Source organism: Neobacillus mesonae (assembly GCF_023715155.1).
GTDB lineage: Bacteria > Bacillota > Bacilli > Bacillales > Cytobacillaceae > Neobacillus > Neobacillus mesonae_A.
Window position 1 is genome coordinate 1 of the sequence record NZ_JAMBNQ010000147.1, and the last position, 255, is coordinate 255.

The 255-nt window shown below is 42.4% G+C and carries 1 protein-coding gene; it reads right to left on the bottom strand.

The genetic code is table 11. The annotated features are described in order from the left end of the window. Positions 1–255, bottom strand: a 255-nt coding sequence (locus M3183_RS27665) for a reverse transcriptase domain-containing protein (protein WP_251475117.1), incomplete at both ends; no start/stop codon positions are given.

The following is a 255-nucleotide window of genomic DNA, read 5'->3' on the forward strand; positions in this document are numbered from 1 at the left end:
CAAAGTACGTCTTTATATCGGCGTCAATTACATACGTATACCCCTCCATCAAATCCTTACGGATTTTGTCTATCGCCATATGCGCACTACGGTTTGGACGAAATCCGTAACTACAGTCTAGAAACTTCTGTTCGAAGATGGGTTCAAGTATTCTTTTTGTTGCGGCTTGGAGAATTCGGTCTTCAACTGTTGGTATTCCTAATGGACGTTTAGTACCATCGGCTTTTGGAATATACACTCTTCGGACGGGTTTTG